Source organism: Clostridia bacterium (genome assembly GCA_024653205.1).
Taxonomy (GTDB): Bacteria; Bacillota; DSM-521; order Neomoorellales; family SLTJ01; genus JANLFO01.
On record JANLFO010000001.1, the window covers coordinates 158,790 to 185,632 of the forward strand.

General features: G+C 66.0%; 23 protein-coding genes, 1 other RNA gene and 6 pseudogenes. 24 read left to right on the forward strand and 6 right to left on the reverse strand.

The features are described from left to right. Nucleotides 1-26: 26 nt before the first annotated feature. The 11 genes from NUV99_00790 to NUV99_00840 all read left to right on the forward strand — a co-directional run bounded on the left by NUV99_00790 (nucleotide 27) and on the right by NUV99_00840 (nucleotide 10,794). Complete coding sequence (locus NUV99_00790; protein MCR4418683.1) at nucleotides 27-1,205, forward strand: hypothetical protein; 1,179 nt, start codon at nucleotides 27-29, stop codon at nucleotides 1,203-1,205. 106 nt (nucleotides 1,206-1,311) lie between these two features. Then, nucleotides 1,312-1,977: a hypothetical protein gene (locus NUV99_00795; GenBank protein ID MCR4418684.1), complete on the forward strand. Its 666-nt coding sequence runs from the start codon at nucleotides 1,312-1,314 to the stop codon at nucleotides 1,975-1,977. Nucleotides 1,978-2,054: 77 nt separating this feature from the next. Next, nucleotides 2,055-3,005, forward strand: a complete 951-nt coding sequence (locus NUV99_00800; GenBank protein ID MCR4418685.1) for an ATP-grasp domain-containing protein — start codon at nucleotides 2,055-2,057, stop codon at nucleotides 3,003-3,005. A 30-nt stretch (nucleotides 3,006-3,035) separates the two neighbouring features. Beyond that, the gene (locus NUV99_00805; GenBank protein MCR4418686.1) at nucleotides 3,036-3,356 is read left to right on the forward strand and encodes a formylmethanofuran dehydrogenase; all 321 of its coding nucleotides are present in this window, start codon (nucleotides 3,036-3,038) and stop codon (nucleotides 3,354-3,356) included. Further along, the gene (locus tag NUV99_00810) at nucleotides 3,353-4,651 is read left to right on the forward strand and encodes a formylmethanofuran dehydrogenase subunit B (protein ID MCR4418687.1); all 1,299 of its coding nucleotides are present in this window, start codon (nucleotides 3,353-3,355) and stop codon (nucleotides 4,649-4,651) included. Before NUV99_00805 ends, NUV99_00810 begins: the two co-directional genes overlap by 4 nt. Then, nucleotides 4,620-6,245 carry a formylmethanofuran dehydrogenase subunit A gene (locus NUV99_00815; GenBank protein ID MCR4418688.1) on the forward strand — a complete coding sequence of 542 codons (1,626 nt, stop codon included), beginning with the start codon at nucleotides 4,620-4,622 and terminating at the stop codon, nucleotides 6,243-6,245. Before NUV99_00810 ends, NUV99_00815 begins: the two co-directional genes overlap by 32 nt. Then, complete coding sequence (gene fhcD / locus NUV99_00820) at nucleotides 6,236-7,123, forward strand: formylmethanofuran--tetrahydromethanopterin N-formyltransferase (protein MCR4418689.1); 888 nt, start codon at nucleotides 6,236-6,238, stop codon at nucleotides 7,121-7,123. The genes NUV99_00815 and fhcD overlap by 10 nt, the downstream gene beginning before the upstream one ends. Continuing rightward, a complete protein-coding gene (locus NUV99_00825) occupies nucleotides 7,120-7,977 on the forward strand; it encodes a formylmethanofuran dehydrogenase subunit C (GenBank protein ID MCR4418690.1) in 858 nt (285 codons plus the stop codon). Before fhcD ends, NUV99_00825 begins: the two co-directional genes overlap by 4 nt. Then, nucleotides 7,959-8,930 carry a methenyltetrahydromethanopterin cyclohydrolase gene (gene mch / locus NUV99_00830; protein MCR4418691.1) on the forward strand — a complete coding sequence of 324 codons (972 nt, stop codon included), beginning with the start codon at nucleotides 7,959-7,961 and terminating at the stop codon, nucleotides 8,928-8,930. Before NUV99_00825 ends, mch begins: the two co-directional genes overlap by 19 nt. A gap of 10 nt (nucleotides 8,931-8,940) precedes the next feature. After that, nucleotides 8,941-9,846, forward strand: a complete 906-nt coding sequence (locus NUV99_00835) for a RimK family alpha-L-glutamate ligase (protein MCR4418692.1) — start codon at nucleotides 8,941-8,943, stop codon at nucleotides 9,844-9,846. A gap of 12 nt (nucleotides 9,847-9,858) precedes the next feature. After that, complete coding sequence (locus NUV99_00840; GenBank protein MCR4418693.1) at nucleotides 9,859-10,794, forward strand: ADP-ribosylglycohydrolase family protein; 936 nt, start codon at nucleotides 9,859-9,861, stop codon at nucleotides 10,792-10,794. A 24-nt stretch (nucleotides 10,795-10,818) separates the two neighbouring features. Here the strand turns inward: NUV99_00840 and NUV99_00845 are convergent, their stop codons facing one another. Beyond that, nucleotides 10,819-12,078: an MFS transporter gene (locus tag NUV99_00845; protein MCR4418694.1), complete on the reverse strand. Its 1,260-nt coding sequence runs from the start codon at nucleotides 12,076-12,078 to the stop codon at nucleotides 10,819-10,821. Nucleotides 12,079-12,651: 573 nt separating this feature from the next. On the opposite strand from NUV99_00845, the gene NUV99_00850 reads away from it, so the two are divergent. After that, nucleotides 12,652-13,500, forward strand: a complete 849-nt coding sequence (locus NUV99_00850; GenBank protein ID MCR4418695.1) for a Wzz/FepE/Etk N-terminal domain-containing protein — start codon at nucleotides 12,652-12,654, stop codon at nucleotides 13,498-13,500. Between the two features lie 44 nt (nucleotides 13,501-13,544). Here the strand turns inward: NUV99_00850 and NUV99_00855 are convergent, their stop codons facing one another. The 3 genes from NUV99_00855 to trkA form a co-directional block, all read right to left on the reverse strand. Next, on the reverse strand, nucleotides 13,545-14,096 hold the full coding sequence (locus tag NUV99_00855; GenBank protein MCR4418696.1) for a GerMN domain-containing protein: 552 nt from the start codon (nucleotides 14,094-14,096) through the stop codon (nucleotides 13,545-13,547). 207 nt (nucleotides 14,097-14,303) lie between these two features. After that, the gene (locus NUV99_00860; protein MCR4418697.1) at nucleotides 14,304-15,752 is read right to left on the reverse strand and encodes a TrkH family potassium uptake protein; all 1,449 of its coding nucleotides are present in this window, start codon (nucleotides 15,750-15,752) and stop codon (nucleotides 14,304-14,306) included. Continuing rightward, on the reverse strand, nucleotides 15,700-17,103 hold the full coding sequence (trkA, locus tag NUV99_00865) for a Trk system potassium transporter TrkA (protein MCR4418698.1): 1,404 nt from the start codon (nucleotides 17,101-17,103) through the stop codon (nucleotides 15,700-15,702). The genes NUV99_00860 and trkA overlap by 53 nt, the downstream gene beginning before the upstream one ends. 200 nt (nucleotides 17,104-17,303) lie before the next feature. Between trkA and NUV99_00870 the strand changes: the two genes are divergently transcribed. Together NUV99_00870 and NUV99_00875 are read left to right on the forward strand one after the other, a co-directional pair. After that, nucleotides 17,304-17,684: a cyclophilin-like fold protein gene (locus NUV99_00870; GenBank protein MCR4418699.1), complete on the forward strand. Its 381-nt coding sequence runs from the start codon at nucleotides 17,304-17,306 to the stop codon at nucleotides 17,682-17,684. Continuing rightward, nucleotides 17,657-18,280, forward strand: a pseudogene (locus tag NUV99_00875) (class I SAM-dependent methyltransferase). Before NUV99_00870 ends, NUV99_00875 begins: the two are co-directional and overlap by 28 nt. Before the next feature lie 13 nt (nucleotides 18,281-18,293). Here NUV99_00875 and NUV99_00880 read toward each other — a convergent pair. Beyond that, a pseudogene (locus NUV99_00880) lies at nucleotides 18,294-18,392 on the reverse strand (energy transducer TonB). Between the two features lie 21 nt (nucleotides 18,393-18,413). Here NUV99_00880 and NUV99_00885 point away from each other — a divergent pair. Both NUV99_00885 and NUV99_00890 read left to right on the forward strand, forming a co-directional pair. Further along, on the forward strand, nucleotides 18,414-19,520 hold the full coding sequence (locus NUV99_00885) for a Nif3-like dinuclear metal center hexameric protein (GenBank protein ID MCR4418700.1): 1,107 nt from the start codon (nucleotides 18,414-18,416) through the stop codon (nucleotides 19,518-19,520). 104 nt (nucleotides 19,521-19,624) lie between these two features. Next, nucleotides 19,625-19,966: pseudogene (locus tag NUV99_00890) on the forward strand (ribonuclease HI family protein). Here NUV99_00890 and NUV99_00895 read toward each other — a convergent pair. Then, nucleotides 19,938-20,033 (reverse strand): annotated as a pseudogene (locus NUV99_00895) (collagen-like protein). The pseudogenes NUV99_00890 and NUV99_00895 overlap by 29 nt on opposite strands. A 25-nt stretch (nucleotides 20,034-20,058) precedes the next feature. Between NUV99_00895 and NUV99_00900 the strand changes: the two are divergent. The 8 genes and pseudogenes from NUV99_00900 (at nucleotide 20,059) to rnpB (ending at nucleotide 26,647) form a co-directional block, all read left to right on the forward strand. Continuing rightward, nucleotides 20,059-21,195 carry a sensor histidine kinase gene (locus NUV99_00900; protein ID MCR4418701.1) on the forward strand — a complete coding sequence of 379 codons (1,137 nt, stop codon included), beginning with the start codon at nucleotides 20,059-20,061 and terminating at the stop codon, nucleotides 21,193-21,195. Further along, on the forward strand, nucleotides 21,192-21,827 hold the full coding sequence (locus NUV99_00905; protein ID MCR4418702.1) for a response regulator transcription factor: 636 nt from the start codon (nucleotides 21,192-21,194) through the stop codon (nucleotides 21,825-21,827). The genes NUV99_00900 and NUV99_00905 overlap by 4 nt, the downstream gene beginning before the upstream one ends. Before the next feature lie 839 nt (nucleotides 21,828-22,666). Next, nucleotides 22,667-24,670 (forward strand): annotated as a pseudogene (locus NUV99_00910) (UvrD-helicase domain-containing protein). 59 nt (nucleotides 24,671-24,729) lie between these two features. Beyond that, nucleotides 24,730-24,933: pseudogene (locus NUV99_00915) on the forward strand (PE family protein). After that, nucleotides 24,863-25,408, forward strand: coding sequence for an ATP-dependent helicase (locus tag NUV99_00920; GenBank protein MCR4418703.1), 546 nt, complete (start codon nucleotides 24,863-24,865; stop codon nucleotides 25,406-25,408). Before NUV99_00915 ends, NUV99_00920 begins: the two are co-directional and overlap by 71 nt. A gap of 180 nt (nucleotides 25,409-25,588) precedes the next feature. After that, the gene (locus NUV99_00925; GenBank protein MCR4418704.1) at nucleotides 25,589-25,906 is read left to right on the forward strand and encodes a nucleotidyltransferase family protein; all 318 of its coding nucleotides are present in this window, start codon (nucleotides 25,589-25,591) and stop codon (nucleotides 25,904-25,906) included. Next, nucleotides 25,890-26,225, forward strand: coding sequence for a DUF86 domain-containing protein (locus NUV99_00930; GenBank protein MCR4418705.1), 336 nt, complete (start codon nucleotides 25,890-25,892; stop codon nucleotides 26,223-26,225). Before NUV99_00925 ends, NUV99_00930 begins: the two co-directional genes overlap by 17 nt. A gap of 65 nt (nucleotides 26,226-26,290) precedes the next feature. Beyond that, nucleotides 26,291-26,647, forward strand: an RNA gene (rnpB, locus tag NUV99_00935) — RNase P RNA component class A. The last annotated feature ends 196 nt before the right edge of the window (nucleotides 26,648-26,843 follow it).

Here is a 26,843-nt window from a genome sequence, read left to right on the forward strand (position 1 = left end):
CAGCGCACCGGCTGCCAACCCAGGGGGTGGCAGGCCTGATTCTGGGTCTGGACATCGGTGGCGTCAACACCAAGGCCTGTTTCCTGTTTTCCGCTGCCGGAACTCCGGTCGGGGCAGGGGAGCCCCTGCGGTGCTGCGGGGTGAGCGTGAGCCACCAGGTATTCGCAGACGTGGAGGGTCTGGAGCGGGTCCTCGGGGGCTTGCGGAGTTCGGCCTCCCTTTTGGTGCCGGAGCAGAGGCTGCAGGCGGTAGGGGTAACCACAACCGCCGAACTCTGTGACGTGTTCGCGAGCCGCGTGGTGGGAGTCAGGCGGATACTCGAGGCGGTGAGAGCGGCCTTCGAGGGCGTACCGGTGTGGGTCTGGACCCTGGACTGCCGGTTTGAGCAACTCTCGTACGCTTACGACCGTCCGCTGGCGGCTGCCGCCGCCAACTGGCTGGCCGGGGCACTTGTGATGTCGCGGTGCTGGCCCGGTCCGGGCCCGGCCCTGCTGCTGGACATGGGCAGCACCACTACCGATATCGTACCCCTCGTTCCTAACAAGGTGCTGGCGGCCGGATACACGGATCAGCAGCGCCTGGCCTGCGGGGAACTGGTGTACACCGGATTGCTGAGAACGCCGGTTCAGGACATAGCGGGGCGGGTCTATCTTGACGGCGCATGTTGCCGCACCACGGCAGAGTACTTCACCGTGGCGGGAGACGTCTACCGCCTTCTGGGGTGGCTGGATGCGGAGCAGTACGGTATCCCGGCGCCGGACAAGAGGTCGCCGGGACCGGTGGACTGCGCCCGCCGGTTGGCCCGGCTGGTGGCGCAGGACCTGGAAGCGATGGGATGGGAGGAGATCCTGCTGCTGGCCCACCAGGTAAAGGAAAAACACCTGAGCCTGGTACTGGAGGCCATCTGGCAGGTGCTTTCCAGAAAGGAGATCGCCCGTCTTCTCTTTCGGCCCGACCGTTTGGAGGAGAAAAGAGAGAACTTCCGGGTCTGGCCGGATGGCATCACGCTGATACTTGCCGGCCTCGGCGTGCCTTTTCTGGCAGAGGTGGCCAGAAGGCTGGGGGTTGGAGCCCGGCGGTGGTGGGAGCTCGTGCCGGTTGCCGCTGCAAGCGAGGAATCCGGGGCCGGGGAGCCGGCGGCCCTGACCGCTTTCGCCGTCGCCTGGCTGCTGGCCGACTGCCTACAAGGCGGAGGCCGTAGATAGTTCCGGCTGTGACCCGGTAACCGGCCGTGACCGGAGGTTAAATGCCTCTTGGTCGGGGCCGGTTGACCGAAAAGGCTTGCAGCCGCCGTGGCGGGGAGGGCGGAGTATGGACAACCGTTCGGCCAAACCGCTGGTGAAGATTGGGGGTAGCCTGGTTTACCAACGAGACGGGGAGACTTTAAAGGAGCTCCTTGCCGTTTTGGGGAAGGCGGCCCGGGAAACCCCGCTACGGCTTGCCCTGGTGCCGGGCGGTGGCCCTTTTGCGGACGGGGTAAGGTACTGGTCGGCCGTGTTGGGATTGGGTCAGGAAGCAGCTCATTTCATGGCGCTAAAGGCTATGGACCAGTACGGCTACGTTCTGCACCACTTCCTGCCGGGAAGCCGGGTTCTGGAGATCTCCGGGCTTCGGAGGCCGGGGCAGGCGTTTCCTCCCGGGGTGCCGACGGTACTGTTGTGCGCCTCCTTCATGAGGAAGGTGCCGCCGGAGGAATTGCCGCGTTCTTGGGAGGCGACCTCCGATTCTGTAGCCGCCTACCTGGCGCGCCGCCTCGGGGCCGACCGCCTGGTGCTGGTAAAACCGGGATGTCCTTCGGCGATCCCGCCGGCCGAACTGGTAGATCCGTGTTTCCCGGAGCTGGTGCCGCCGGGGACAGACGCGTGGGTGGTGCAGGGGACGGATCCGGAGCTGGTGCTCAGGGCGGTTCTGGGGCAGGCCGAGGAAGGCCGGGGAGCGGTCAGGTGCCCTCCGGGGGGAAGAGGGGCAGCATGGTAGTCTTCGCCTACGAGTGGTTTTGTGCCCGTGGGGAAGTCGGAGCCGGGAACGGGGCCCTGGGCCGAGAGGGGTATGCAATGCTGGCGAGCCTAATCGGCGAGTTCCTAGAGATCCCGGAGGTGGAAGTGTTGACCGTTCTCCGGGAGGATCTGGTGCCACTTTTCCCCGCCGACCACCCTCGTCTGCAGATTCGGTGTTCCGGTTCCCCGCGGGCCTTTGCGGATTGTCTGTCCGGCTGCGAGGCGGTGGTGCTGATTGCCCCGGAAACCGGAAGGAGGCTCGAGGAACTGACCTCCCTGGCGGAACGGGAGAGGAAACCGGTGCTCGGGAGCACGTCTCTGGGCGTTCGAAAGGCGGCGGACAAGGCAGCTGCCGCCGGCCTCTTGAGCCGACGGGGAATACCCGTGCCCGGAGGCCGTTCTTTTCCCTTGCGGGCGGTGCGGGAAGTGGCCGGTTCCTTGTGCTATCCGGTGGTGGTCAAGCCGCTGGACGGGGCCGGGACCACGGCCACGTTCCTGGTCCGGGACGGTGCCCGGCTGCGTGAGGCGGTGGAACAAATTGAAGCCGCTTCCGCCGTCTCCGCCTTCCTGGTCCAGGACTACGTGCCGGGAGAGGCGGTGAGCGTGAGCCTGCTGGTGTTGCCCGGCACGGGTCGTTGCCTGGCATTGAGCCTGAACAGGCAATTGGTGTACCTGGACGAGCGGGGAGTTTTCCGGTACCGGGGGGTTAGCGTGCCCTATGCCCATCCCCAGGCCCAGAAGGCACTCTCTCTGGCCGCCCGCGTGCCGGCGGCCCTTCCCGGCCTGGCCGGGTACGTGGGGGTGGACATGGTTCTCGGCCCGGCCGGCCCGGTGGTGCTGGAGGTCAATCCCCGCATAACCGACTCCTGGGTGGCTTTGGCCAGGGTGAGCAAGACCAACCTGGCGGCGGCGTTGCTGGACGCCTGTCTGCGCCTGCGGCTGCCCGAAGACTGGGCCGTAGAGGGGCAGGCCGAATTCCGCCTGGCCGAAAATCCCAACGGGAGGTGATCGCTTCTGACTACGGTTTTCGGAACCCTGATCACCGTACGGAGTCTGAAGCAGGGCGTATCCGTAGCCCGGGGCAAGCAAGCGCCCGAGTACCAGGAAACGGTAGCGGTATTGGAAATGGCGCGGGAGGACATGGGCCGACTGGGCATCGCGCCGGGCGGGAGGGTCCGGGTGCGGAGCCTTCACGGAGAGATCGTTGTCGCCTGCAGGGAAGCAGATCTCCCCGGCGGCCTGTTCTGCCTGGCCATGGGCCCGGTGGCCAACCGGCTGGTGGATCCGGATACCGGGGGTTCGGGAATGCCTGCTTTCAAGAGTACGGCGGTGAGTGTGGAGCCGTGCACGGGAGAGTGAGGGGCGTGGTCGTCGGCGACGTGGTCTGTACCTTTTGCGGAAGCCTTTGCGACGATCTCGAAGTGGAGCTGGAGGGCGGGAGCATACGGGGGGTGAGACGGGCCTGCGCCGTTGGCCGGGCCAAGTTTCTGGCCGCCCGGGACACGGCCTCCCCGTCGATAAACGGGCAGCCGGCTTCCCCGGAGGCGGCCCTGGAGGAGGCGGCCCGGCTGCTCTTGCGGGCCGGCTATCCGCTGATCTACGGCCTGAGCACGATCCCGGCCGAGGCGCAGAAGGAGGCCATAGCCCTGGCCGAGCTGCTGGGGGCCAATATCGACAGCACTTCCTCTCACTGTCACGGCCCCTCCACCATGGCCCGGCAACAGACCGGACTCCCCACGTGCAGCCTGGGCGAGGCGAAGAACCGGGCCGATCTGGTGGTCTTCTGGGGGAGCAATCCGGCCGAATCCAGCCCCAGGCATTTCGTCCGCTATTCCGTCGGCGCCAGGGGACTGCTGACGCCCCAAGGGAGAAAGGACCGAACCGTGGTGGTAGTGGACGTGAGGCCCACGGCTACGGCGCGGCTGGCAGACGAGTTCCTGCAGATTGCCCCGGGGCAGGACTACGAGGCCCTGACCGTACTGCGGGCCCTGGTCAAGGGGGTGGCGGTGGAGGGGCGGCACCCGGCGGGGGTGCCCGTAGAGAGGTGGGCCCGACTGGCGGAGCTAATGAAGAAATGCCGGTACGGCGCGGTCTTCTTCGGCATGGGGTTGACCATGAGCCGGGGAAGGGAGGCCAACCTGGAGTTGCTGTTGACGCTGGTAAAGGAACTCAACGCCTACACCAGGTTCCACGCCCTGCCGATGCGGGGACACGGCAACGTGGCCGGGAGCGAGAACGTGCTGGCCTGGCAGACCGGTTTTCCGTTCGGGGTGAATTTCAGTGCCGGATACCCGCGGTTCAATCCCGGCGAGTTTACCGCCGTGGACCTTCTGGCCCGCGGGGAGGTCGACGCCTGTCTGGTAATAGGCGCCGATCCGGCAGCCCACCTTCCCGGGACGTGCGTTCGGCACCTGGCCTCCATTCCGGTAATCGTGATCGATCCTCACCCCAACCTAACGGCTTCCCTCGCCCGGGTAACCATCCCGGTAGCCCCGGCCGGGGTAGCCGCGGCGGGCACTTTTTACCGGATGGACAACGTTCCCCTACGGGCAAAGAAGCTCGTGGATCTGGGCCTTCCCTCGGACGAAGAAGTCTTGAGACGATTAAGGGAGAGGATCGCCCGTGCTGAGGATCGCCAACGGTCTCATTATTGACCCCGCCAACGGGCCGAGTGGCCGGGTAGGAGACCTGTTTATCGAAGGGGGCAAGATTGTCCCCCCGCCTTCCCCGGACCGGCGGTGCGAGGTTCTGGACGCTACCGGTCTGATCGTAACCCCGGGAGCGGTGGAAATCCATAGCCATATCGCCGGCCCGAAGGTAACCTCGGGCCGCATCCTGCTGCCCGAGGACCACTACGCGCACCCGGTCAGGCGGAGGCGGGACTTCCGGTCCGGTACCGGCCGCACGGTTCCCAGCATCTTCGTAACCGGCTACCGCTACGCCGGCCTGGGCTACACCACCGTGTTTGAGGCCAGCGTGCCGCCTCTTAAGGCCAGGCACGTCCACGAAGAGCTGGCCGATCTCCCCCTGGTGGACAAGGGCTGCTACGTCCTCATGGGCAACAACTACTTCGTCATGAAGGCCATCAAGACCGGGGACAGGGGCCTGCTGAAAGAGTTGGTAGGCTGGTTGCTTCGGGCGGCCGGCGGATACGCCGTAAAGGTGGTCAACCCGGGAGGGGTGGAGAACTGGAAGTGGGGCCGGGGAGCGGTTACCCTGGACACGCCGGTTCCTCCCTTCGAGATCACTCCCAGGGATATCCTGCTGGCTCTCGTGGAAGTCGCCGAAGATCTGGGCCTGCCGCACCCGGTGCACATTCACGCCAACGACATCGGCCGGGCGGGGAATGTGACGACCACGCTGGAAACCATGCGGGCTCTGGCCGGGAGGCGGGCACACTTCGCCCACCTCCAGTTTCACTCCTATGACGTCAACAAGAAAGGACGGTTTCGTTCCGGGGCGGCCTCGGTGGCCGAGTTCCTGAACGAACACCCGGAGTTCACGGCGGACGTAGGGCAGGTAATGTTCGGGCCGGCCGCCACCATGACCGCCGATTCCCCCCTGGAGTACAGTCTCTATCGCCTGACCGGGGGCAAGTGGGGCAGCTGCGATCTGGAGCTGGAAACCGGCTCCGGCGTGGTACCCATGGTCTACCGCCGGAACGCTCTCGTCAACGCCGTGCAGTGGGCCGTGGGGCTGGAGCTTCTTCTCCTGGTCAACCCCTGGCAGATGTTCCTGACCACCGACCATCCCAACGGCGCTCCCTTCCACGTCTACCCGGAAATAATCAGGCTGCTTATGGATCCGGACTACCGGCGGTCGGAACTGGAGCGCCTGCCGGCCGGGGTGCGCCGGCTGACCCAACTGGCGTCCCTGGATCGGGCCTACAGCCTGGAGGAGGTGGTAATCACTACCCGGGCGGGACCGGCCAGGGCTCTGGGCCTCAAGGGCAAAGGGCATCTGGGGGTGGGGGCAGATGCGGATGTGGTCCTCTACCGGAAGCAGGAGGACGTGGCGGCCATGTTCTCGCGGCCGGTCTACGTCTTCAAGAGAGGCCGGCTGGTGGTCAGGGAAGGCGAGCCGGTGGCGGACGCCGAGGGCAAGACGCTGGGGGTCGAGTTCAGAAGCGACTACCGGTTTCCTTCCGCTTTTCGCCAGGAGTTTGCGAGCTACTACAGCATTTCTCCGGCCAACTACCCGGTGGAGGACGACTACTTTCGCCTGCGGGAGGTGGTAGTTTGTTCCTGAACGGGGTAGAAATCGAGGACACTTTTGCCGAGGCCTTCTCCATGTACGCGGCCCGGGTTACCATTACCGCCGTTAGCGAACAATGGGCCCGGAAGGCCGCGGCTGCGGCCACCGGCTTTGCCACCTCGGTAATCGGCTGCGGCATCGAGGCGGGGGTGGAGGGGCCGGCTTCGGATACCCCCGACGGACGGCCCGGCGTGGACTGCCTCTTCTTCGCACCTCGCCGGGAAGACCTGGAGAAGCACCTCCTGCTGCGTATCGGCCAGGCGGTGATGACCGCTCCCACCACGGCTTGCTTTGACGGGCTGAGCAAGGAGCCGAACAGGGTAAACGTGGGCGGCAGGCTCCGCTTTTTTGGAGACGGCTTTCAGGCCAGCAAGGTGATAGGCGGACGCCGCTTCTGGCGCATCCCGGTCATGGAAGGCGAGTTTCTGGTAGACGAGGAATTCGGGGTGGTCAGAGGAGTCGGCGGCGGCAATTTCATCCTCATGGCCCGCTCGGTGGAGACGGCCCTGGAGGCGGCGGAGGCGGCGGTGGCAGCCCTAACCCCGGTGCGGGGCGTGATCGCTCCTTTTCCCGGCGGCATTGTGCGAAGCGGCAGCAAGGTGGGGTCCAGGTACAAGTTCCTCAGCGCCTCCACCAACGAGCGGCTCTGCCCCACCCTCAGGGGAAGAGTGGAACTGACGCTGGTGCCCAAGGAGGCGAACGCCGTGCTGGAGATCGTGCTCGACGGCCTGTCGCTGGAGGCGGTGCTGGAGGCCATGCGCCTCGGTATAACCGCAGCCTGTCGCGAAGGGGTGGTAAGGATAACCGCCGGCAACTACGGCGGGAAGCTGGGCAAGTATCAAATTCGCCTGCGGGACGTGATGGAACAATGAGGGCCGAGGTCCGGTGGCGGCCGCCGGAAGATTATCGCCGGCCGACGGTGCTGCGCCTGCGGGAAGCCCCCCCGGTACCGGTGGAAGCCGGGATTATCATGCCGTCCAACCTGTGCGGCAAGAGCCGGCGCGAGATAGAGGAGTTGCGGTTCCTGGTTGGAAACCGGGAGGAGCCGCTGGGAAGGTACTTTGCGGTGGAAGCGGGAGAAGATGCGGCCTTGCGGGTTGAGGGCGATCTGAGCCGCTTCAAGCGTGTGGGCGCGGGAATGGACGGCGGCCTGCTCCACGTCGTCGGCCCGGTAGGGCCCCACGCCGGGGCCCAAATGCGTTCGGGGCTTCTGGTGGTGGAAGGGACGGCGGGAGACTGGCTGGGCGCTCATCTGGAAGGCGGCAAGATCGTGGTGCTCGGCGATGCCGGGCACCGGGCGGGAGCGGCCTATTGCGGCTATGCCACCGGAATGAAAGGCGGACTGATAATCATTTCCGGCCGGGCCGGACAGATGGTGGGGGCGCGCATGCGCCGGGGCATCATTGCCGTGGGCGGTGGAGCCCTGGATTTCGCCGGCTACGGCATGAGGGGCGGCACGCTCCTGGTCTGCGGGGAAGCCGGGGAACGGGTTGGGGCCACCATGAGGCGGGGAACCGCGATACTCTTTTCGCCCTGCGAATTGCTGCCGACGTTCCGGTACGGCGGCCTTTTTACCCCGCTTTTCTGGCTGGTCCTGAAGAATTACCTGGATAGGGAGGGCTTCCGGCTGCCGGAGGAGGCGGTCCGGAGCGGGTTTCACCGGTTCACCGGCGATCACAACGAGCTGGGGAAAGGAGAAGTCTTGATATGGGCGGGCACGAACTGAGCCTGAACGGGCGGGCGGCAGCCTTGGTGCAGGAGATGCTCGCCCGCCGCCGGGAACTCCGCATCTCGGCTGCCGAAGTGGCCGGAGCCACAGTTGTCGACTGCGGCGTGCAGGCTCCGGGCGGTTGGGAAGCCGGGCTCTATTTTGCCCGGATCTGTCTGGCCGATCTGGCCTGTGTCGCCCTTCTGCCGGGGGAATTCGGGGGAAAGGTTTGGCCGGCGGTAATGGTGGCCACGGATCACCCGGCACTGGCCTGCCTGGGAAGCCAGTATGCCGGCTGGTCTCTCCGCCGCGACGGGTACGGGGCTATGGGTTCCGGTCCGGCCCGCCTTCTGGCCCGGGCAGAGGAGTTGGTCGGGCGCCTGGGTTACGGGGAGCAGGCCGACTGCGCCGTCCTGGCCCTGGAGGCGGGTCAACTGCCTTCCCCGGCGGTAATCGAGTACGTCGCGGAGAAGTGCGGGGTTCCCCCTTCTGGTTTATACGTGCTGGTGGCGCCCACCGCCTCCCCGGTGGGATCGGTGCAGGTGGCGGCCCGGATGGTGGAAACCGGGCTCCACAAGATGCTGGCCGTGGATTACGACCCCAGGCGGGTGGTACGCGCCTGGGGTACCTGCGTGGTGCCGCCCGTCGCGGCCGACGATACCGAGGCGCTCGGACGCACGAACGATGCGGTGCTTTACGGTTCCACAGTATGCTACACGGTAGACGACGGGGACGAGGCTCTGGAGAGGCTGGCCAGGGAGCTTCCTTCACGGGCCTCGCGGGACTGGGGAAAGCCTTTCGGCGAGTTGTGGCGGCAGTACGGGGACTTCTACGCCATCGATCCGCACCTGTTCAGCCCCGCCGAGGTATGCCTTTCCAGCCCGGTGAGCGGACGAACCTTTCGCGCCGGAAGCAGGCGGGCAGACCTCCTGGCCCGGTCCTTTGCCCTGACCGAGATCCAGGGGGAGTGATCGCGGCGGGATGGAACGTCCACGGGTGGGAATTCTCGCCGGCAGGAACAGCCGCGAGGCCGGGCTGTTGGAGGAAGCCCTGCGGCGTGAGGAAGCAACGGTCTGCCGTCTCTCCCCCAGGGGGTTCGTCAGCCGGGTGGCGGCGGGGACAGGGGGCTTCGTTTGCCGGGTAGAAGACCTCTCGGGTGTCGCCCTCCACGAACTCGACGCTCTGGTAGTGCGATCGCTGCCCGGGGGCTCCCTGGAGCAGGTAGTCTACCGGCTGGACGTCCTGCACCAGCTTGAGGGCGACGGAGTACTGGTGGTGAACCGGCCCGCAGTCCTGGAGAAGACGGTGGACAAGTTTTTCACCACCTTTCACCTGGCCGGGCACGGCCTGCCGGTACCCGCCACCGTGGTGGTGGAGCGTTTCGACCAGGCCATGTCCGCCTTCGAGGCCATGGGCCGGGCAGTCCTGAAACCCCTTTTCGGTTCGCGGGGGGTGGGGATGGTGCTGCTGGAAGACCCAGACATTGCTTACCGGGTCTTCCGCTCTCTGGAACTGGGTCGCTACGTGTACTACCTCCAGCAGTTTCTCGGCCACCACAAAGAGGATCTGCGGGTCTTCGTGCTGGGAGGAGCGGTCCTGGCCGCCATGCGCAGGTGTTCGGCGTCCTGGAAGAGCAACCTGGCCTGCGGCGGGTGGCCGGAGCCGGCGGATCTCGACCCGCGGCTGGCGGCGTTGGCCGTGGATACGGCCCGGGTGCTGGGCGCGGACTATCTGGGAGTTGACCTGGCCGTAGTAGAGGGTAGCCCGTACGTGATCGAAGCCAACGGGATTCCGGGTTGGGTAGGACTCCAATCCGTGGCGGAGCCGGATATTGCCCGGGCTATTGCCGGGCATGTTCTGGCAAGAATCGGGGGGCGGAAAAGGTGAGAGGTGGCCTTCATGGAGCCGTACGCTTGGTTGCGGTCCAAGTTCCGGGGCTGCCTGCTGGGCCTGGCTCTCGGCGATGCCCTGGGGGCTCCCTTCGAGGGCCGGGCAGCAGTGAGCAAGGCGGAGGTCCGGACGGCCGCCGGCAATCGGGAAGTCCTGCGCTACACCGACGATACGCATATGGCCGTGGGAGCGGCCGAGTCTTTGATTGCGTGCCGGGGTTTCGATGCCCGGCACATGATCAACACCTGGTTGCACAACTACGAGCGGGAGCCCTGGCGGGGGTACGGGCTGACGGCGCCGCGCGTCTTCGAGATGGTGAAAGCGGGGCTGCCGTGGGATAGGGCCGCGGAAACGGTGGGCGTGGGGGGCTCCTCTACCAACGGGGCGGCCATGAGGGTGGCACCCATCGGACTTTTCTACCACCGGTGCCCGGCAAGGCTCCGCGAGGTGGCCCTGTCGGCCAGCAGTCTGACCCATGCCCATCCCTCCGGCCGGGAGGGGGCCCTGATCCAGGCCCAGGCGGTAGCCCTGGCCCTGCTTCTGGGCCCCAGGGCTTCTCCGGACGAGTTTCTGGACCGCCTCATGGGTTTTACCACCCACCGGGAATTCAGGGACAGGCTGCGTATGGTGAGAGAGCTTGTCTCCGCCGGGAACAAGGAAGAGCTCGTCGCCCGGTTGGGGAACGGGGTAGAGGCTCTCCGATCCGTGCCTACTGCCGTCTGCTGTTTTCTCCGGAATCCCCATTGCTTCGAGCGGGCGGTGGTGGAGGCAGTGAGCCTGGGAGGGGATGCGGACACCATCGCCGCCATGACCGGTGCCCTTTCCGGGGCCTGGCTCGGCAACGAGGGGCTTCCGGAAGCGTGGGTGAAGAAGCTCGAGAACCGGGAATACCTGGAGCTTCTGGCGGAAGCTCTCTGGCAGGCGGCGACGGCACAAGGCGACTGAGGACCTGAGGCCTGGCGGGCGGGGTCAGGCCCGGAGGCGCCCCGGTTCCTCCTCAGACAGGCGCGCGGTTGCCTGCGGCGCGGGCGCGGGTCGGGCCAGAAGGAATATGATCAGGCTAAGCAGTATCGTGGCGGCTGCGGCAACGTACATGGTCGAGAACCCCCACCCTTGCGCGACCAGGCCCAGGGCAATGCTGCCGGCGCCCACCCCCAGGTCCAACGCGGAAAAATAGGTGGCGTTGGCTGCGCCCCGGCGCTCGGGAGGAAGATTCGCTACCGACATGGCCTGAAAGCTGGGGAGCAGCGCGCCGTGGCCCATGCCGTACAGCAGCCCGCCGAACAGAAACCAGGCCAGGGAGGAAGCGCGGGATATCATTAGCAGGGCCACTATGACCACGCAAAGGCCGGGTATTACCACCACACCGGGACCGCGTCGGTCGAAAGTGCGGCCGGCCAGCGGCCGCACGCACATTAACGCCAGCGCCTGGACGGTGAAGAACGCACCCACGTTGGGCACGCCGCGTTGCTGGGCGTGAAGCTGCAAAAAGGTTCCTATGCCTGCCTGGGCAAAGCTCAACAGCAGGACAAGGATGCCCGCGAAAACGGCCCCGGGCTCGAAAAGGGCGCTCGCGCCCTGCGGTGCGCGTTGAGAGGTGGCAGACGGCCGATCCTGGCCCAGGCGGGTGGCGAGGTAAAGGGCGACCAGGGCCAGGCCGGTGGAGGCGTAGAACAGGGGCGGGTAGTGATAGTGGTAGATTATGTAAAGCCCGGCGGCGGGGGCTATGGCCAGGGCCAAATTCATGAACATGCCGTAGTAGCCCAGGCCCTCGCCCCGCCGCTCCGGCGGCACCAGATCGGTTACAATGGTTCCGGCCGCGGTAGTCGCCACTCCCCAGGCAAAACCGTGGGCCAGGCGTACCGTCAGCACCCAGCCCGGGCTGTACGCCCAGCGGTAGGTCAGCACCGCCAGGGCGAACAACACCAGGCCCAGGCGGTAAATACTCCGGCGGCCCCGGCGATCCAGCTCGCGGCCGATGAAGGGACGTACCATGAGGGCGGAGGCAGCGAATAGGCCGGTCACCAGACCGATGACACCCTCCGAGGCCCCCAGGGTCTGCACGTATGTAGGCAGGGTGGGCGTCAGCATCTGGAACGAGAAGAGGTGGAAGAAAGTGGCCAGAGAGATCAGCCAGAAATCCTTGGTCCACAGGCGTGAGTGTGGGGAACTGCTGCCGGAATCGTGCTCCATGCATATCAGCCTTTCTCTGTAGTTCCTTTTTACCATTGTAGTCCTTGTGGCCGTGACGTCAACACCTTGTTGGCCCGAGTTATCCCCAGTTCGTCCCGGGGCAGTGCTGGTTTCCCCTCGTACCGGTCGCTTAGCCGACCAAACTAGGGTTCGACCTTCGCGCTTCGGCCGGCTTCCCGCGCAAGAACCCGTCCATGGCGCCGGCGCGGCTCCGGCCATCCTTGGCCTCCGACCGGCCTCCGCGCTCGCTCTCACCCAGTTCGGTACCCGGCACGCTTCAGGTACTCGGGCAAAACCAGCACTGCCCTCGAAGAAGTGGGGATCCACCAGCTTGTTGGCCCGAAAATCCCGTGGTCCTGTCCCGGGGGACACTCCTGGTTCTCGGGGGAAACCCGGACTGCCCGTGGGAAGTGGAGATGACTCGCCTCATGCCCCTGTTGCCGCTGCTCGGCCGGTCCGTGCCGCAGGCTCGCCCACGTTTCCAGGAGGAAATCGTACTCCAAGGAAGAAATGACACTAAATACGTCGTACGAGCGCAGGGCCGGGCCGCCGCCCTGGGGCCGGACCCCGCGGCCGAACCCGGTGTCCTGAGAAAGGGGCGTTGCTCTTATGGCCGAGGAAGTCATCGGACGTCAATACGCGGCAGAGGAGGAGATAGATCTCCGGGAATACGCGGCGGTCATCTGGCGCTTCAGGTGGCCGGTAGCGGCAGTGGTGGCCGCCGCCGTGGTGTTGGCCGCGGTTTGGAGCTACGTCTTGCCCCCGGTGTACCGGGTGGAGAGCCTGTTCGCCCTTCCCCAGATGTCGGGAGGGCTTTACGCTAACGCCGCCACGGCCAGGGAGATCCTGACCAGTCCGGATTTTTTGGGCCGGGCGGCCCGGCGGGCGGGCGTGGCCTCCGACCCGGTCTCGGTCCAGCAGCTCAGGTTGGCTCTAAGAGTAGAACCGGTCCAGAACTCCAGCCTGGTACGGATCGCCCTGGAGACGGCGGAGCCTTCCGCGGGTGAGGCGCTGATAAAGAGCCTTATTGAACTCTACGCCGGGGAGAGCGAAAGCGAGATTGCCGTGCTGCGGAACCTGTTGCAGCAGCAACTGTCCACGGTGAAGCAGAGACTGGCAGAAGTGCAGACCGCCATCGAGCAATCGCGGCGGTTCCTGGCGGCCCCCGCCTCGGACGAGCCCGTAGAAGCCCGGTTTGAGCGGGCCATGGTCCTTACCAGCGTTCAAGGGCAGGAAGAGGTGCAGCTGGGACTTACCGACCGCTACCTCAGCCTGCAGCGGGAGCTGGCCTCCTTAAAGGGTGTACAGGTGGTGCAGCCGGCCGATACCCTTCCCGACCCGGTGCGGCCCCGACCGGCGCTGAACATGGCCGTAGCCGGAGTACTAGGCTTGATGGTTTCCGTGCTCTGGGCCTTCGGAAAAGAATACTGGCGCCGCTCCGGGTCTGCGGAGAAATAGGGGCCGGCGGTCACAACTTGCCGCTCGGCAGCCGATCGGGCCGCCTACGAGCTTCCTTCCAACCGCACTACGGCGTCATTCCGGCCCACCGGTTGCGAGATGTCAACGTGACCGGCCAGGCTTTCCACCTTCTTCCCCTCGACCAGTATCTGAACCCTTTCCACTTCCGGGAACTTGGTCAGGGTGTTGGCGATGGCCGCCACCACCAGGGCCTCGCCCTGGCTGCCCACGGAGAGCCGGGTGATTTCCGCGGAGAAATCGGGGTAGGCGACGAAGTCCTTCACGCTAACGTTCAGAACCCGGGTTTCTTTGGGAATGGGCAGGGAAGGCAGTTTTATCAGTTCTTCCAGGGCCGCCTTGAGCATGTTCGACTGCCGGGGAAGGCGGTGCAGTTCGGGAACCAGCCAGAACTCGGTGGGGGAACTTTCCAGCCGATAAAGGGTTATGGTTTCCTCCTGCTGCTGGACCGCCCGGAGACGCTGCTCCAATTCCTCCACCTGCCGTTCCAGCTCCTGGTTGCGGCTTTCCAGTTCCGAGGTGCCGGTACCGGGAGTCGTGCAGGCGGCCAGTCCCAGGAGCAGCAGCCCCACCGCCACGGCCGGCAAACGGCCCGCGAACCCCCTTCTTCGTTCTGATCCGTTGAGCCTCACAGCCCGATTCTCCTTTCTGAGGGCCCGGCGCACCGCTGCCGGCGAGCCGGAGGATGTTGGCGGAGCCGGTTTTCTCCAGGGAAAGCAGCTCCTGCAAGAATTGTACCCCTATTCTTCGCCCGCATGCAACCGTCAGGCCGGCACGGTTCTTTACTACCGGCTCCAGCCTTCCCGGCTGAGCAGGGCCAGCAACGGGTAAATCTCAAGCCTTCCCAGCAGCATGAGGAGAGACAGGAGGTACTTGGCGGCGTCGGGAAGGTGGGCGAAGTTCGCCGCCGGCCCTACCGCCCCCAGGCCGGGACCTACGTTGCCCAGGGTGGTGGCCACGGCGCTCAAAGTGGTGTCCAAATTGGCCTCGGTAAGGGCGCTCAGGGCCAGCACTCCCATTCCGGCCAGGAAGAGGTAGAGGCCGACGTAGTTGAGCACCGCCACCACCACTTCGTTGGCCACCGTCTGCTCCCGGCCCCAGGTTACGCGCAGCACCGCGTGAGGGTGGATTATCCTTCTTATTTCCGCCAGGGTGTGCTTGGCCAGAAGCAGGATCCTCCCGACCTTGATGGCGCCGCCGGTGGATCCGTAGCAGCCGCCGACAAACATCAGCAGCAGCAAGAGGGTGCGCGAGAAAGAGGGCCAAAGGTCAAAATTGGTGGTGGCGTAACCGGTGGTGGTCATCACCGAAACCACCTGGAAAAAGGCCGCCCGGACCAGCGGTTCGCCCGAATATCGTCCTTGTGCGTAGAGTTCTACCGCCACCGCCGAGCCGGCGGCAAATACTATCCCCGCATAGAAGCGGAACTCAGGGTCTTTCCAGAAGGTGGCCAGGCTGCGGCGCCGGAGGGCCGAATGGCAGAGGGCGAAATTGGCGCCGGCCAGGAACATGAAGCCGGTAATGGCCCAGTGGATTAAAGGGTCTTGGTAGTAGCCGATGCTGGCGTTCTTGGGGGAAAAGCCGCCGGTGGCCATGGTGGTGAAGGAGTGGGCCACGGCGTCGAAGAGGGGCATGCCCAGGGCCCAAAGAAGCAGCATCTCCGCCCCGGTCAGGGAGCTGTAGATCAGCCACAGCACCCGGGCGGTAGCGGCCATTTTGGGTTTTAGTTTTTCCACTGCGGGCCCCGGCACCTCGGCGTGTAGCGCATGCAGGCCGCCGGCCCTCAAAAAGGAAAGGAAGGCCAGAGTCAGCACCACTATGCCCATGCCGCCCAGCCACTGGGTGAGGGCCCGCCAGAGCAGGACGGCCCGGCCGTGAGCTTCCACGTCGGTCATCACGCTGGCCCCGGTGGTAGTGAAGCCGGAGACGGTCTCGAAAAAGGCGTCGGCAAAGCTGGTGAAGGTGCCGGCCATAAGGTAGGGAAGGCTTCCCAGCAGGGAAGCCCCCAACCAGGCCAGGGCCACGATGTAGTAGCCTTCGCGTCGGTAAAGGCCCCCGCCCTTCTTGCCTAGCCGTACCAGCAGCAGTCCGGCGGATACGCCGATCAGCAAAGTGCAGGCGAAGGGGAGCCAGGCCTCACCGTGGTAAAGGGCGGTCACCAGGGGTAAGATCAGGGCGGCGCTAACGGTAATAAAGACTCTTCCCAGTATACTGGCCAGGATACGGTAATCCATGCCCCCTGCTCCCCTCCAGGCAGAAGATCCGTTCCAGGGTGGGTACGGCGTCGGGCAGGGCCAGAACTACCGCGTGGTCTCCGGCGAGAAGGGCATCTTTGCCCCGCGGTATCAGCACTTCTTCGCCCCGCACAATGGCTCCTATTATGGTGTTGCGGGGAAGGCCCGCCTCCTTAAGCGGTTTGCCCACCAGGGGGCAGCGAGAGGTGACCAGGAATTCTATCATTTCCGCCTTGTCTTGGCCCACGAAGCTGAGGAAGGCGATCTGGTTGTAGTGGATGAACTGGAGGATTTGGGCGGCGGTGAGCAAGCGGGGACTGACCACCACGTCCACGCCGACCTTTTGCATCAGGTGGGCGTAGTCCGACCGGCGGACCTGCGCCAAGACCTTCTTGGCGCCCAAGGTCTTGGCCAGAAGGCATACCAGCAGATTGACCTTGTCGTCCGGGGTCAGGGCGGCGAACAGGTCGGCCCGATCGACGCCTTCTTCCTCCATCAGCTTGACGTCGGTTCCGTCGCCGTGAATTACCGTGGCGGAGGGGAACTTTTCGGTAAAGGCCTCACACTGTTCCAGATCCTTATCGATAATCTTGAGCTCGATGTGCCTGCCGGCCAGTTCTTTGGCCAGGTAGTGGGCCGTGCCCGTGCCCCCCACCACCATCACGTTCTGGGTACGCCGGTGCCTTTGCCCGAAGAAGTGCTCCACCTGCTCCATTTGCCGGCTGGGCGCCAGCACGAACACCCGGTCGCCGGCCAGAAGCTCATCCTGGCCACGGGGAATTATCACCCTGTCGCCCCGGATGATACCCACTATCAGGTAGGGGGGGTTGGGCGGCAGATCGCGCAGTTTGCGGTTTATCACCGGCGTCCGGGCGGTAAGGGTCAGCTCCAAAAGCTGAATCCTGCCCCCGGCGCAGTACTCCACCCCTTCTGCCTCAGGGAACTGGAGCAGCTTGGCGATAGCCGCAGCGGTGACCTGTTCCGGGTTGATGAGCAGGTCTATACCCAGGTTCGCCCCCAAGTTCAGCCCGTCCTCGGGCAGATAGTCCGGGTTGGACACCCGGGCCACCACCTTGCCCACGCCGAGCTGCTTGGCGATGGTGCCGATCACCAGGTTGGTTTCGTCGTCGCCGGTAACCGCCACCAGCAGGTCGGTCTGCGGGGCACCTATTTCCCGCAGCAGCTGCGGGCTGGTAGCCTGCCCGCACACGGTCTGGACGTCGAGCTGCTTTTCCACCACCTGGCACCGGACCCGGTCCTCGTCGACCATTACCACCTCGTGCTCCATCTGGGAGAGCATCTCCGCCAGCTTGAAACCGACCTTTCCCGCGCCAACGATGATGATGCGCATGGGCCACTTCCACCTTTCGGGTTTTCCGCACCAAGGCGGAAGGGCCGCGCCCTTCCGCCTTCTCCAAAAGACCCGTAACTTTAACTTCAACTCTACCTCGGCGGCGAGCTTCCGTCAAGGGGGTGTTGGGCCCAAAGGAGATTGTCCCGGTAGCGGAGGCAGGGTAAAATGAAAGAAAAGTGATGCCAGGGGGTGGCGCAATGCGGGCAGTACTCCGGGCAGGAGGAGCAGAAGTAGAGATCGAGTTTAACGCCGGCGCCACGGCCGTCAAGATCTGGAAGGCACTTCCCCTGCAGGCAGAAGCCCAGACCTGGGGAGACGAGGTGTACTTCACCATTCCTGTGGAGGCCGAACTGGAAGACCCACGGGAACTGGTCGAGATGGGCGACGTGGGCTACTGGCCGCCGGGACGTGCCCTGTGCCTGTTTTTCGGCCCCACGCCGGTTTCGCGTCCCGGCGAAATCCGGCCCTACAGCCCGGTTACGGTGGTGGGCCGGGTACTCGGTGACCCGCAGGCGCTGAAGGCGGTCCGAAGCGGGGATCGGGTGCGGGTATGGCCTCGGGAGGGCGAGGCAAGGTAGGGGAAGGAGGGGCAAGGCCGGTTCTGCCTCGCCGGCTGCGGGCGGTGGCGGCCTACGTCCGGCCGGGGGAGAAGGTGGCGGATATCGGCTGCGGGGACGGCCGCCTGGCCGCCTACCTGGCCACGGTACGGGGCTGCCGGGTAATAGCCACCGAGGCCAGCCTGGCCGGATACGGCCTGGCGTCGGAAAGGCTGCGTCCCCTCTCCGGCCGGGTGGAGGTCCGTTTCGGCCGTGGACTGGCGCCGTTGCGGCCGGGGGAGGCAGAGGTTATAATTATTGCCGGCATGGGCGGGATTACCATGGCCGGTATCCTGGAGGCGCGGCCCCAGGGGCTCCGGCCCCGCTGCTTCGTGCTGCAACCGGTGGCCCGCACCGCCTACCTGCGCCGGTGGCTCTACCGCGCTGGCTGGGCCCTGCTGGACGAGGACCTGGTGGAGGACGGGAGGCGCATCTACGAGATAGTCGTAACCGCTCCCGGGGCCGGCGGAGTGCCGGCCGGGGGAGAGAAGCTTCTGGCCGGGGGCGAGGTGGGCACCCTGGCGTTTGCCCGACGGCACCCGCTGCTCGGGCCCTTCCTGCAGCAGAAGCTCGCCCGCTACCGCCGCCTGGCGGGCCAGGTGCGGGAGGCCCGGGGAGAGGCCCGGGAGAAGGTGCTTTCGGTGCTGAGGGAACTGGAAGTCCTGGCCGCCGCCCTGGAGGCGGGGCGGGACCGGTAAGGGGAGACCGAACTTGGGCCGTACCTGTGCGGAAGTAGCGGCCGTGTTGGAGGAATTGGCCCCGCCGGAACTGGCCGAGGCGGGGGATAACATCGGGCTGCAGGTGGGCCGTCCGGACCGGACGGTGGAGCGGCTTCTCATCGGGCTGGAGGTGAACCCGGACCTGCTGGAGGAAGCCTCGCAGCGCGGGGCGCAGATGCTGGTGGTGCATCATCCCCTAATCTACGAGCCGCTGGCGGCCCTGCGCCTGGATCGGCCGGGACCGGGCCTGCTGGCCGAGGCGGTGCGGCGGGACCTGGCGGTGTACGTGCTCCACACCAACTGGGACCTGGCCCCGGGCGGAGTGAGCCACTGCCTGGCGCAGGCCCTGGGGCTGGAGGAAATCGTACCCCTGCAGCCGGCCCCGGCGGGTGTCTACTACAAGCTGGTTACCTTTGTGCCCGAAGGCTACGAGGATCGGGTGCGCCAGGCCCTGGCCGAAGCCGGCGCGGGACGGATCGGCGCCTACAGCCACTGTTCGTTCGAAGCCGAAGGTACGGGGACCTTCCTGCCCCTTGAGGGGGCCCGGCCTTTCCTGGGCCGGCCGGGCAATCTGGAGCGGGCGCGGGAGCGACGCCTGGAGATGCTCCTGCCCCGGCGCCTGCTGGGTCGGGCGCTGGAGGCCCTGCTTTCCGCCCACCCCTACGAGGAGGTGGCCTACGACCTTTATCCGCTGGACAACTCTCCCTCCGGAGCCGGGCTGGGAGCCTTGGGACGACTGCCGTCACCGGAGAGTCTGGCCGTACTGGCGACGCGGGTCAAGGATACCCTGGGTCTTACCGGGGTGCGCCTGGCGGGCGATCCGGAACGGGAGGTGCGGCGGGTGGCGGTATGCGGGGGTAGCGGCGGCTCCCTGGTTCAGGCGGCGCGGGACCGGGGGGCAGAGGTATTGATCACCGGGGACGTCAGGTACCACCAGGTGCTTTCCGCGCTGGCCCTGGACCTGGCGGTTATCGATGCCGGGCACGCGGCCACGGAGAGGGTGAGCCTGCCCTGCCTGGCCGAGCGCCTGCAGCAAGCGCTCCCGGATGTGGATGTGGCAGTGGAGCCGGGCGCCGTTGATCCCTGGCGGTATTTCTAGGCCTGGGTCGGTCGACGAAGCGACCGGAGGGAGGGGGAACCGCGACTACCGGTAAGGGCGCTGGCAGGTCCGGGTCGTGGTACTGATGTTGTAGGAGGTAACGAATGGCGTCCGGTGAAGCCAAGAGCAAGAGGCTCATTCTCTACATAGACGGTGCCTCCCACGGTAACCCGGGTCCTTCCGGCTACGGCGTGGTGGTCGAGGACGCGCGGGGCGGGGTTTTGGCCGAACTTTCCGGCAGCCTGGGGGTAACCACCAACAACGTGGCCGAGTATACCGCCCTGCTCAAGGCCCTGGAAGAGGCCAGGGCCCGGGGAGCGGAGGAAGTGGAGATCCGCACCGACAGCGAACTCCTGGCGCGTCAGATCAACGGCAGCTACGCGGTAAGGAGCCCACGGCTGCTACCCCTGTATCAGAGGGCCCGGGCCGCCCTGGCGGGATTCCGGAGCTACCGGGTGGTGCACGTGGGCCGGGAGGAAAACCGTTCGGCGGACGCCCTGGCCGGCCGCGGGGCGCGGGCGGCGGAGGTGGAGGACAGGTGAGCCAGGTGCTGGACGCCGCTGCGCTGGAACGCATCCTGCGACAGACGCTGCAGGCGATAGAGCAGTCCAAGGAGGAGATGTTCGCCATTGCCGAAAGCGCCCGGCAAGAGCGGCAGCGCACGGCGCGGGAGCTGGAGCGAGTGAAGGAGCAGGCCCGGCGGATGGTGGAGGAGGTGGATCGCTGTCAGAAAGAGGATCAACGCGCCCGCAGGCGCCTGGCGGAGGTGAGCCGCCGCTTTGACCTTTACACCGAAGAAGACATCCGTCAGGCCTACGAAGAGGCGCGGGAGGTGGTGGTGCGCCTCACCCTCCTGCAGGAAAGGGAGAGACAGCTCTTGGCCCGGCGTCGGGAACTGGAAGTAGCCTACCGCCAGCTGGAGGAGACCCAGGCGCGGGCGGAGCGCCTTGTATCCCGGGTAGGGGTGGTAATGGATTTCCTGGGCTCCAACCTGCAGCAGCTGTGGGAGATGGTGGAGCAGCTGCGGGGCGACCCGCAGGCAACGCTGGCCGTGATCCAGGCCCAGGAGGAGGAGCGGCGCCGGATCGCCCGGGGCATCCACGACGGCCCGGCCCAGATCCTCACCCGGGTGGTCATGCAGGCGGAATACTGCCAGAAGCTGGGGGAAGTCAAGCCCGAGGCCCTGCCGGTGGAGCTGAACGTGCTCAAGGAGCAGGCCCGCGATTGTCTGGCAGAGCTTAGGAAGATTATCTTTGACCTCCGTCCGGTAGATCTCTCCCAGGGCCTGGTCAGGGCGGTGGAGAAGTATCTGGCCGATTTTCGAGAGCGCACGGGGCTTGCGGTGCACTTTGAAACCCGGGGAGGCCGGGTGGCCTGCCGGCCCCAGGTGGAGGTAACGCTTTTCCGGATCCTGCAGGAGGCTCTGAACAACGTCTACAAGCACGCCGAGGCCCGCTCGGTCCGGGTGGTGGTGGAGGCGCAGGGCAAGTCCCTGGCGGTTTCGGTGGAGGATGACGGCCGGGGCTTCGACTTGTCTCCCGCGCCCGAACGCCGAACCTACGGCCTGACCAGCATGGAGGAATGGGCCCGGCTGGTAAACGCTCACCTGAAGGTGGACTCTCGGCCCGGCGCGGGGACGAGGGTGAAGGTTTGGGTGGAGGCGCAGGCCACATGAAAAGCGTACGGGTACTGATAGTGGACGACCACCAACTGATACGTGAAGGCTTGACGAAGGTGCTGGCCCTGCACCCGGAAATCCAGGTGGTGGGCGAGGCGGCCACGGGGGAAGAAGCCCTGCAGCGGGCGTCGGAGTTGGAGCCGGACGTGGTGCTGCTGGACTTGAACCTGCCCGGCATGGACGGGGTGGAGGTGTGCCGGGTCCTGACCGGCAACGGCCGCTGCCGGGTGATTGCCCTGACGGTATACGACGACGACGAACACGTGTTTGCCGCGGTGAGGGCCGGTGCCGCCGGCTACCTGCTGAAGGACGTCAGCCCGGACGAGCTGGCCCGGGCCGTCCGGGCGGTGGCCGACGGGGAGGGGGTCATGCACCCCCGGGTGACGGGGAAGATCATGCGCGAGTTTAACCGTCTCTCCGGAAGGCAGTCGCTGCCCGTTCCGCTCACCCCACGCGAGGTGGAGGTGCTGAAGCTGGTAGCCCGGGGGTATTCCAACAAGGCCATAGCCGCCGAACTTTACATAAGCCAGAAGACGGTAAAGAACCACATAACCAGCATCCTGCGCAAGCTGGAATTGGAGGACCGGACCCAGGCGGCGGTGTGGGCGGTAAGGGCCCGGTTGGTCTAGGACCGGGTCCCAGGAAAAATGAGGCTGCGGGCCGATTGGCGACCGAGGGGAGCGGGGTTAGGATATAGGCAAAGGTTTCAACCTCCCAAAAGGCGCTTGGATGCCGGTTTTGCGGGCGGCCGTTCGGGGCCGCTCTTTTTTTGGCTCGTTGCCCGCCCATCCGGCTCGTGTTATACTGACCTTGGGGTGGGCCGATGGAATTCGTAGCCGACCTGCACGTGCACTCCCGGTATTCGCGGGCGACCAGTCCGGACGCCACGCCGGAAAGCTATTACCGCTGGGCACTATACAAGGGCGTGACCCTGGTGGGCACGGGCGATTTCACCCACCCGGGCTGGCGCGAGGAACTGCGCCGGAAGCTGGAGCCGGCGGAAGAGGGGCTCTACCGCCTGCGGGAGGCGGAGGCCCACTGGCCGGGGGAGCTTTACCCCGAAAGCTTCTCATGGTCCGGCCCCAGGGAAGAAGACGGGAGGCCGGCGGTACGGTTCGTGGTTTCCGGGGAGATCAGCACCATCTACAAGAAGGGCGGCCGGGTGCGCAAGGTACACCACCTGATCCTGCTTCCCGATCTGGAGGCGGCGGAAGCCCTAAGCCGTCGTTTGGAAGGGATCGGCAACCTGGGGTCGGACGGCCGGCCCATCCTGGGGCTGGACGGCCGGAGCCTGCTGGAGACGGTCCTGGAGGTCTGCTCCCGGGCGATTTTCATCCCCGCCCATATCTGGACGCCGCACTTCTCCCTCCTGGGGGCCAACTCCGGCTTTGATTCTATAGAGGAGTGCTTTGAAGACCTGAGCCCTTACATATGGGCCCTGGAAACCGGGCTTTCCTCCGATCCTCCCATGAACTGGCGGGTTTCTGCCCTGGACCGCTGCCGCCTGGTTTCCAATTCCGACGCCCATTCCCCGCGCAACCTGGCGCGGGAGGCCAACCTTTTCCGCAGTGAACTCTCCTACTCCGGGCTCTACCGGGCCCTCGGGGAGCCGGACGGCGACGGCCTGGCCGGCACCCTGGAGTTCTTCCCCGAAGAGGGCAAGTATCACTACGACGGTCACCGGGCCTGCCGCCTGAGGTGGCACCCGGCCCAGACCCGGGCGGCCGGGGGGAGGTGCCCGGTGTGCGGCCGGCCGGTTACGGTCGGGGTGCTGCACCGGGTGGAAGAGCTGGCCGACCGGGAGGAAGGGGCGCGCCCGGACGGGGCCCGGCCCTACCAGAGCCTGGTTCCCCTCCCGGAGGTCATAGCCTCGGCTCTGGGGGCGGGACCTTCGGCGCGCGCGGTGGGGCAGACCTGCTCTGCCCTCCTGACCCGTTTGGGCCCGGAGCTGGTGGTGCTGAGGCAGGCACCCATAGAAGAGGTGGCCCGGGTGGCCGGACCGCTGGTGGCCGAAGCCGTGCGCCGGGTGCGGGCGGGGGAAGTGGAGGCCGAACCGGGCTTTGACGGCCAGTACGGCAAGATCGTGGTGCTCCGGCCGGAAGTGCGCCGGGCCCTGGCCGGGCAGGCGTCGCTTTTTGCCTCGCCGTCGGCGGGCGGAGCGCAGCCCAAGAGCGCCCGGTCCCCGGTACCGAAGACGGTACGGGCGGTCCCGGCGGCGGAATCGAATCGCCTCCTTCAGGCCGCCAAAGCAGACGTGACGGCAACGCTGACTCCGGAGCAGGAGGAGGCGGTGACCGCCGCCGAGGGCCCGATAATAGTGGTGGCCGGACCGGGCACCGGGAAGACCCGGACCTTGGTATACCGTATCGCCCACCTCATCCGCGAGCGCGGCGTGCCCGCCCGGGAGATCGCCGCGGTTACCTTCACCAACAAGGCGGCCCGGGAGATCCGGGAGCGGGTGGCCGGGTTGCTGGGCGCGGAGGAGGAAATACGGGGCCTGACCGTGGGCACCTTTCACAGCCTGTGCCTGGACTTGCTGCGGCGCCACCTCGGCTTCACCCTGCTGGACGAGCCGGAGGCCCGCCGGGTACTGGCCGAGGCCCTGGCCGAAACCGGCGGGAGACCGGCGGAGGTCCGACGGCTGGCGGAGAGAATCTCCTTCTACAAGAGCCGGGGTCTGGGCCCGGACGCGGACGAGGTACCGGCCGAACTGCGGCCCGCCTATCGGGCCTATCTGGAGAAACTCGCGGCCTACCGCGCCCTGGATTACGACGACCTGCTGCTGAAGGCGGTGGAACTGCTTGAGGCGCGGGCGGCTGCGGGCGGGCGGGTAGAAGGCTATCCCCATCTTCTGGTGGACGAGTTCCAGGACCTCAACCCGGTGCAGTACCGGCTGGTGCGGCTCTGGGCCGGAGAAGGCAGGAACCTGTTTGTGATCGGCGACCCCGACCAGGCCATATACGGTTTCCGGGGAGCAGACCGCCGGCTTTTCGAGCGGCTACAAAGGGATTATCCGCACGCCCGGGTGTTACGCCTGCGCACCAATTTTCGCTCCCGGGCGGTGATCGTTCGTGCCGCCCGGTCGCTCATGGGCGACGCCGCCGGAGAAGAACTGGCGGCCGTTCGTGAGGGCGGGCCGAAGCTGCTGTGCCTGGAGGTGGCCTCGGAACTCGCCGAGGGTATCGCCGTGGTGCGGGAAATAGGCGGCCTGGTGGGGGGAGCCAGCCTGCTGGCCGCCGATACGGCTCCTGCCGGGCTTCTGGCCGGGAGGCTGGGAGAGGGAAGATGGGGCTTTGCCGACGTGGCGGTGCTCTTCCGCACCGGCCGCCAGGGGGAACTGCTGGAAGAGTGCTTTTTGCGCGAGGGCCTGCCCTACCGTCTGGTGGGGCGCGAAAGCTTCCTTGAGGAGCCCCCGGTGCGGCGGGCCCTGGCCTTCATGCGCTTTCTGGCCGACCCGCAGGACGAGTACCACCTCTGGCGCTGCCTGAGCGAAGGCCGCTTCGGCCTGAGCGGCTCGGCCCGGCAGCGGCTGCGGGAGGCAGGGGCGGAGTGGGGCGGTCTGTGGCCGGCGGTGGAGGAGCTGGTTTCGGACGGCGGGGCCTTGCGGGCACAGGACCGGGAGCGACTGGCCCGCTTCCGGGAGGCGGTAGAAGCCTACCGGGAAATGGCGGCCGGAGTGGGGGCGGAGGAACTCTTGCTCCGCTGGCAGCGGGAGGAGGAGGTGGCGGAGGCGGCGGCCGAATCCCTGGCCCGGTTGTGCCGGGTAGCCGGCCGCTTCGCCGATCTGAGGTCGTTTCTGCGCGGCCTGGCCCTGGCCCAGGAGGGCGACTGGGAGCGGCCGGGCGCCAGGACCGGTCCGGACGCGGTCAGCCTGATGACCCTGCATGCCGCCAAGGGCCTGGAGTTTCCCGTTGTGTTCATAGCGGGTGTGGAGGAAGGGCTCATTCCCTTGCCGGAGCGGGGCGACGAGGGCAGAGGGGGTGCGGACCCGGACGAGGAGAGGCGCCTGTTCTACGTGGGCCTCACCCGGGCGCAGGAGGCGGTGGTACTGGTGTCGTGCCGCACGCGTACCCGCCGGGGGAGCCGGGTCGAAACCCGGCCCTCACCCTTCTTGAGAGAGATTCCGGGCGAATGCCTGGAGCGTGTTCGGGTGGACGGCGCCGAACGGGTGGCCCGCCCGCCGGGTTACCGCCAGCTGCGCCTCTTTTGAAGAACCTTGGTGCAGAATGTGGTCCTGAGAAACCTCAGTCTTATCGGTGAGGCCGCCAAGAGGGTTCCAAATAAATAACTATCCTGGCCTGACGGCGGGTTGCGGAGAGCCGGGTATTGGCGTATGATTTAATGTAGGTGAGAATGGCCTTAGTAAGGGCGGGTAAGGTGGGATCGGCAGGTGTTTGACCCGGGCACCGGAAGTCTGACCAAGGAAGAGGTGCTGAAAAAGTTGGGGGACGCGGCACCGCTAATAAGAAGCTACGGTGTCCGCCGAATAGGGATCTTCGGGTCGGTAGTGCGCGGGCAAGCTGGGAGAACCAGCGACGTAGACGTACTGGTTGAGTTCTCGGAAAAGACGTTTGATAACTACTATGACCTTAAGTGGTTTCTGGAAACCCTGCTGGGAAGGCGGGTAGACCTGGTTATTGCCGAGGACGTTAAGCCGCGGCTGAAGCCCCAGATACTAAGAGAGGTTGAGTATGCCCAGGGATTTTAGGGTGTACCTAGAGGATATTTTGGAAGCGATCCGACGAATAAGGCGATATACCGATGGCTACTCATTTGACGATTTCCGTCGCAACCTCTTGGTGCAGGATGCGGTCCTGAGAAACCTCAGTGTTATCGGTGAGGCCGCCAAGAAGGTTCCAGAAGGGGTTCGGGTTCGCTTCCCGGAGGCCGAATGGCGCAAAATCGCCGGTATGCGTGATATTTTGGTACACGACTACTTTAGTGTCGATATAGAGATAGTGTGGGACGTGCTTGAGAACAAGCTCCCGGTTCTGGAGCGCGTGGTGACCAGGATCCTGGTCGGTTGACGGGAGGCGTCGTCGGTGCTACAATAACCTACGGCATCGAGATTGGCCCTAAGAGAGCGGAAAGCCGAGTAGGCCGGGTGGTCGCGGGCTTCGGCGTGGTGCCGGAGCCTGAGGAAAGTCCGAGCTCCGCAGGGCAGGGTGCTGGGTAACGCCCAGTGGGGGCGACCCCAAGGAAAGTGCCACAGAAACAGACCGCCGGCGGCCCCAATGCCGCCGGTAAGGGTGGAAAGGTGAGGCAAGAGCTCACCAGCGGCGAGAGCGATCCGCCGGCTCGGTAAACCCCACCCGGAGCAAGACCGAATAGGGGAATAATGGAGTGGCCCGCTCCGTTCCCGGGTCAGGTCGCCGGAGGCGGCAGGCAACTGCCGTCCCAGATAGATGACCATCCTCGACAGAACTCGGCTTACAGGCCTGCTCGGTCGCGCCCAACCGCAGCCTAACCCGCGGTTGGGCCTTCTGATTCCTGCATTTGAGGTAGGTTACAGCGGAGTTACACCCGGGAAGTTATGTCGATGAAGTTGTCTTGGTGCCTATATTCGGTGCCGCTGTCCTTATTCCTGCCGGCCGGACAGAAAAAAGTAGGGCGGTGCGGGTGCACGGTACTTGATTTTTCTCCGA